Source organism: Arthrobacter ipis, assembly GCF_014694315.1.
Taxonomy (GTDB): domain Bacteria; phylum Actinomycetota; class Actinomycetes; order Actinomycetales; family Micrococcaceae; genus Arthrobacter; species Arthrobacter ipis.
On sequence record NZ_JAAOXD010000009.1, the window covers coordinates 217,416 to 223,621 of the forward strand.

The window sequence follows — 6,206 nt, forward strand, 5'->3', positions numbered from 1 at the left end:
GATGTCGGCCCCGTCACACTTCCCGGCATAGGATCGGGACATGGCTTCGAACAATGTCCTTGAATCCGATGCCGACGCCGAGGGCGAGGGCGGCCAGCAAGGCGGCGTCCAGTCCGTCGACAGGGCGCTCGCTGTGCTGGAGATACTGGCCCGCAACGGCCATGCAGGCGTGAGCGAAATCGCCGGGGAAATGGGCATCCACAAGTCCACAGTTTCCAGGCTGCTCGGTTCGCTCGTAGTCAGGGAGATGGTCCACCAGAACAGCGAACGGGGCAAGTATCAGCTGGGCTTTGGCATCCTTCGCCTAGCCAGTTCCATTCCCGGCCGGCTTAGCCTGGTCCGCGAGGCGCGCCCGGTACTCGAAAACCTGGCCGAGGAATTCAAGGAAACCGTCAACCTTGCCGTTCTCCGCTCCAATTACGCCGTGAACGTGGACCAGGCCATGGGGCCATCAACCCTGGCCACCTACGACTGGGTAGGAAGCCTGACCCCCTTGCACGCGACGTCGAGCGGGAAGGTCCTGTTGGCGGCGCTGGCCGCAGATGAACGTGAGCGCATCCTGAAAGAGACAGGGCTGCCGGCCCGCACACCCCGGACCATCACCAGGCGCGACAAACTCGAAAAGCAGCTGATCGACGTCGTCCACAACGGCTACGCGGTTACCCTCGAAGAGTTCGAAATAGGGCTGAATTCCATGGCGGTGCCGGTTTACAACCACTTGGGAACGGCCATCGGGGCGGTCAGCATCTCCGGCCCGGCCTTCCGCTTCGACCCGGAAAAGACACCCGGCCTCATCGAGGGCCTCGGCCAGGCCGGCCTGCGGATCAGCGCCAACATGGGCTATACGCGGCGTTAGGCCGACCCCTGCGCCAGGTCACTCGGGTCGGTGTTGGCGCCGCAGAGGACCACGCAAACCTTCTCCCCGTCCGCCGGGCGGTAGCCCCCGGGGCTGAGGAGCCCGGCCAGCGCGGTTCCCGCCCCGTGTTCCACGGCGAGACGGTGGTTGTCCCACAGTGACTGCCGGGCGCGGACAATCTCGGAGTCAGGCACGAGTACTGAATGGGACATGTCGTGCTGGGCAGCCCGCAGGGCCATCTGGGACACCCGCCGGGCACCCAAAGAGTCTGCGGCTACGGAGTCCACGGCGACGTCCACGGGCAGGCCAGCCTCCAAGGCTGCGTTCAGGGCTCGGCAGTTCTCGGGTTCCACGGCCACGGTCCGGATGCCACGGTGATGCGCGGCAGAGGCGACGCCCGCAAACAGCCCTCCGCCGCCTACCGCAACTACGACGGTATCCAGGTCGGGGATCTGGCGGCGGATCTCCTCCATGAGCGTTCCCGCACCCGCGGCGATCAGCGGATGGTCATAGGCGTGGGACGGCAGTGCTCCAGCAGTGGCGGCGAAGTCCTGGCAGGCGGCCAGCGCCTCGGCGTACTCTGCGCCGACAAGCCTGACGTCGGCGCCAAAGCCCCTGAGCCGTTCAATCTTCACGCGCGGGGCGTTGGCTGGAAGGAAGACGGTGGCAAGGATCCCTTGGTCCCTGGCAGCCCAGGCACAGGCCAGTCCGGCATTCCCGCCAGAAGCGATGGTGACTCCCGCCTCCGGCAGAGTACCGGCGGCGCGGTGTGCCTCAATGAAGTTTTGGGCGCCGCGTGCCTTGAATGTGCCGGTGTGCTGCATGAATTCGAGCGCAAAGTAGACCTGGCACCGGCCCTCGGCGCCTGCGGCCTCAACTTCGCCGGGATCGGCACGGGCCACGACAACGTGCCGGACCAGCCCGGCGATTCGCTCCGACGCGGCCTCGACGTCCGCATAGGTAAGGACGTTCATGCTTGGATCTCCTGCTCAGGCCGGCTAAGGGTCGTTGGCCATCTTCCCATGGCACCGCTTGCGGGGCTTGACGGAACCTTCAGGCCGCACGTGTCTGAAGATGCTTCATACGCAACGCTTCTCACAGGGAGCAACGGGATCCGCATCATAGGCCCACTGTCAAGAGGTGAGGTGGCAGGAGAAATGTTCTTGACAACGCGTGTGAGCTGGCGCACTCTGTTGCTGAAGGCGAAGTGTGTTGATTACTGCGGAACTAGCTGGGCAGAAGCTCAGGCGAGCTGCCCATCCGCATTCACGAGGTCAGGATCGTCGACGGCGACCGTCATGACCATCGACTCCGAGGACGAGCCGAACCGAGCGCCGGGCGTAACCGCCTACGGCCACGGCTGGGCCGTCCCACATATTCAGTGAAGGAAACCCCTCATGACAATCAATAGTGACGTCACTATCGATGAAAGCAGTGAAGACGACCGGGCCTCGGGGGTGGACCCGGCGTTGGAACGAGAACCTGAAACCCCCCAGGAAGACCTGCAAATCCTTCAGGCCCTGCGGGAAACCGAATCAGAACACGAAGAAGCGCGGCGCAGCAGCCAGCTGTTCCGGAAGGGAGGCATCGACAAGGTAGTCTTCGGCGTCGCCGGACTGCTCACGGTGGCCTTTGTAATCTGGGGCTTTGCCGGCCGAGAGAACCTGGCCTCCACGTCCCAAGTGGTCCTTGACTGGGTCATGAAAAACACGGGCTGGCTGTTCGTTGCCCTCTCCTCCCTGTTCGTGGTCTACGTGCTGTGGCTGGCGATCAGCCGCTTCGGCAACATTCCGCTGGGGAAAGACGCAGAGAAGCCCGAGTACTCCATGGTCTCGTGGGTCTCGATGATGTTCGCGGCAGGCATGGGCATCGGCCTTATGTTCTACGGCGTGGCCGAGCCGCTTTACCACTACATCTCCCCGCCGCCGGGCACCGTGGACGGCCAGACTCCCGCGGCCGTCCAGACGGCGATGGCAACCTCGATCTTCCACTGGACCCTGCACCCGTGGGCCATGTACGCGGTGGTTGGCGTTGCCATGGCCTACGGAAGCTACCGCCTCGGCCGCAAGCAGCTCATTTCCGCCGTCTTCACTTCCCTGTTCGGCATCCGCAGGGTGGAAGGTCCCATCGGCAAGGTCATCAACATGCTGGCCATCTTCGCCACTCTTTTCGGCACCGCTGCGTCGCTGGGGCTGGGTGCTCTGCAGATCGGCAGCGGCATGGCGTCCAACGGCTGGATCAACGGCCAGCTTGCCACCCCCGTGCTCGTGGTCATCGTTGCCGTACTCACAGCCTGCTTCGTGGCCTCCGCGGTCTCCGGCATCAGCCGCGGCATCCAGTGGCTGTCCAACATCAACATGGTCCTGGCTGCAGTCCTGGCCGTTATCGTGTTCGTGGCCGGGCCGACGCTCTTCATCCTGAACCTGATCCCGGCGGCCGTCGGCGACTATGCACGGGACCTGGCCGAGATGGCCTCACGGACCGAGGCCGTCGGCGATGACGCCCTGCGCACGTGGATGTCCGGCTGGACCATTTTCTACTGGGCCTGGTGGGTGAGCTGGACGCCCTTCGTCGGCCTGTTCATCGCCCGCATCAGCCGTGGCCGCACCATCCGCCAGTTCGTCACCGGCGTCCTGCTGGTCCCCAGTGTCGTCAGCGTGATCTGGTTCGGCATCTTTGGCGGGGCCGCCATCAACATCCAGGCCACCGCAGACGCCACCCCGGACACCGGCGATGGCCTGGCCAAGATCGTCGACGGGACTCCCTCGATTTCCTTCGACGGCGCCCTGTTCGACCTGCTCCACCACCTCCCCCTCCCCAACGCCATTGCCGGCGCGGTCGCCGTCCTGGCGATGGTCCTGGTGGCCATCTTCTTCGTCACCGGCGCCGACGCGGCCTCCATCGTGATGGGATCGCTCAGCTCCGACGGCGCTGAAGAACCACGCCGGGGAGTCGTCATCTTCTGGGGTGCCCTCACGGGAGCCGTGGCCGCGGTGATGCTCCTCGCCGGCGGCGACAAGCCTGCCGAGGCGCTCGCCGGGCTGCAGCGGATCACCATCGTGTCAGCCCTGCCCTTCGTCGTCGTGATGTTCCTGATGTGCTTTGCCCTCACGAGGGACCTGCGCCGGGACCCGCTGGCGCTGCGCGCGCGGCTGGTGACCTCCGTCGTCGAGCGCTCCATTCGCAGTGGCGTCGAACAGCACGGCGGCGTCCAGTTCGATCTGGTGACCAAGCACGAATGCGATGAACGGTGCGCCAAGAGTGAGCTTGATCCGGGCGGGGACAAGCACCACTGAGTACAGGGCGGCCGGCTCCCGAAATGACCGGGAGCCGGCCGCCCAAACGCTTGTCCTCTACTAGAAGCGCACTCGCTGCCCACACCAGGAAAGGCATCCCGCATGGCATCGACGTCCACAATCACACAGGCTGAAACGGAGTCGGACGAAGAACGCCCCGTTGATGACTGCGACTATCACGGCTGCTTCTTCTGTTCCGGCCCCGAGACCGACTGACTGCCGGCTCGCTGCTCGCACAGCCCGAACGCGATGTCTGCGGCCCGGACGGTCGCCGCCCTGGACCCCTCAGAACCACCGTTTCCCCTCCCGGCTTCCTGCCCGGCCACGTAGCCCACCATGAAGGCTGTCACCGGTGCTGCAGCGTGAATTACTGAATCGGCAGATTTCCTCGCCAGATCCAGCAGCAGCTCTTGGTCGACGTCGAGATCCGGGATCTGCAACGCCCTCGCCAGCTGCTCGCACCACTCGCCCAGGACCTGCATCTCATCATCAACAGCCATGATCTCTCCTTGTACAGAACACTTCCGCTTTCGAGCTGGTGCCCTGACCCTACAAGGCATGGCCACCTAAGTCACCGGGCTTATATTTACCGATGGCCTAACACTCTGCCGCAGGTATTCCCAGCTCCCGCAATACGTTGACGGAGCCAAGGCCCGGCGCATACGATCTCTTATATATCAGTTATCTGGCTCACAAATATCTAAGGCATATCAGCCGCCCGATGGGGCGCTGCCCCTGAGCCGCACAGACGTCCGGCGGCCACCACACGCTCCCCGCGTGGAGAGCGTTGAAGCCCTTCGCGAGAATGGCAGGTCAATTGGGACCGCCGCAGTACACCCGAAAGGAACATTAACTCATGGTTCATAAAGTCAAGGCTGTTGTTGTCAGGGCGAAGGACGCTCCGGTGTCGGTGGAGACGATCCTGGTGCCGGATCCGGGGCCGGGCGAGGCTTTGGTGGATGTCCTGACGTGCGGGGTGTGCCACACGGACCTGCATTACAAGCTGGGCGGGATCGGGGATGAGTTCCCGTATCTGCTGGGTCATGAGGCCACCGGTGTGGTCTCCGCGGTGGGTGAGGGTGTCACCGAGGTCGCCCCGGGTGACCGGGTGATCCTGAACTGGCGTGCGGTGTGCGGGCAGTGCCGGGCGTGTGCGAAGGGCCAGCCGCAGTACTGCTTCAACACCGCGAACGCGACGCAGAAGATGACGCTGGAGGACGGCACCGAACTGTCCCCGGCGTTGGGGATCGGGGCGTTCGCGGAGAAGACCCTGGTCGCTGCCGGGCAGTGCACCAGGGTCGATGAGGACGCGGACCCGGCCGCGGTGGGGCTGCTGGGCTGCGGTGTGATGGCCGGCATCGGCGCGGCGATCAACACCGGTGAGGTCAAGCGCGGGGAGTCGGTGGCCGTGATCGGCTGCGGCGGGGTGGGTATCGCCGCGATCGCCGGCGCGAAGCTCGCCGGGGCCACCACCATCATCGCCGTGGACATCGACGAGAACAAGATCGAAATGGCCAAGACCCTCGGCGCGACCCACGGGGTGAACTCCCGCACCTCCGACCCGGTCGAGGCGATCCGGGCACTGACGAACGGGAACGGCGCGGATGTGGTGATCGAGGCCGTCGGCCGCCCGGAAACCTACAAGCAGGCCTTCTACGCCCGGGATCTGGCCGGCCGGGTGGTCCTGGTCGGCGTCCCGACCCCGGAGATGGTCCTCGAGCTGCCGCTGCTGGATGTCTTCGGGCGGGGCGGGTCGCTGAAGTCCTCCTGGTACGGGGACTGCCTGCCCTCCCGCGACTTCCCCATGCTCGTGGCCCACTACAAGGCCGGCAACCTGGACCTGGACGCGTTCGTCTCCGAACGGATCACCATCGACCAGGTCGAGGAAGCCTTCGACAAAATGCACGAAGGCAAAGTCCTCCGCTCAGTTGTGGAAATCCAGGGGGCACCGGCATGAGCATCACGATCGAAAACCTCGTCACCTCCGGCACGTTCTCGCTCGACGGCGGGACCTGGGATGTGGACAACAACGTCTGGATCGTCGGCAACGACAC

5 protein-coding genes and 1 pseudogene are annotated in these 6,206 nt (G+C 64.9%); 4 read left to right on the plus strand and 2 right to left on the minus strand.

Annotation, left to right across the window (positions count from 1 at the left end; translation table 11 throughout):
* Positions 1-40: 40 nt before the first annotated feature.
* The gene (locus G9E11_RS19725) at positions 41-856 is read left to right on the plus strand and encodes an IclR family transcriptional regulator (RefSeq protein ID WP_190608983.1); all 816 of its coding nucleotides are present in this window, start codon (positions 41-43) and stop codon (positions 854-856) included.
* Here the strand turns inward: G9E11_RS19725 and G9E11_RS19730 are convergent.
* Complete coding sequence (locus G9E11_RS19730) at positions 853-1,830, minus strand: threonine/serine dehydratase (RefSeq protein ID WP_190608986.1); 978 nt, start codon at positions 1,828-1,830, stop codon at positions 853-855. The two genes, G9E11_RS19725 and G9E11_RS19730, sit on opposite strands and share 4 nt — an antisense overlap.
* 423 nt (positions 1,831-2,253) lie before the next feature.
* On the opposite strand from G9E11_RS19730, the gene G9E11_RS19735 reads away from it, so the two are divergent.
* Complete coding sequence (locus tag G9E11_RS19735) at positions 2,254-4,152, plus strand: BCCT family transporter (RefSeq protein WP_190608988.1); 1,899 nt, start codon at positions 2,254-2,256, stop codon at positions 4,150-4,152.
* A 176-nt stretch (positions 4,153-4,328) separates the two neighbouring features.
* Here the strand turns inward: G9E11_RS19735 and G9E11_RS19740 are convergent, their stop codons facing one another.
* Positions 4,329-4,652 carry a DUF6457 domain-containing protein gene (locus G9E11_RS19740; RefSeq protein ID WP_190608990.1) on the minus strand — a complete coding sequence of 108 codons (324 nt, stop codon included), beginning with the start codon at positions 4,650-4,652 and terminating at the stop codon, positions 4,329-4,331.
* Between the two features lie 356 nt (positions 4,653-5,008).
* Between G9E11_RS19740 and G9E11_RS19745 the strand changes: the two genes are divergently transcribed.
* Together G9E11_RS19745 and G9E11_RS21300 are read left to right on the plus strand one after the other, a co-directional pair.
* The gene (locus tag G9E11_RS19745) at positions 5,009-6,109 is read left to right on the plus strand and encodes an S-(hydroxymethyl)mycothiol dehydrogenase (RefSeq protein WP_190608992.1); all 1,101 of its coding nucleotides are present in this window, start codon (positions 5,009-5,011) and stop codon (positions 6,107-6,109) included.
* Positions 6,106-6,206 (plus strand): annotated as a pseudogene (locus G9E11_RS21300) (MBL fold metallo-hydrolase); the annotation flags it as partial. The gene G9E11_RS19745 and the pseudogene G9E11_RS21300, both read left to right, overlap by 4 nt.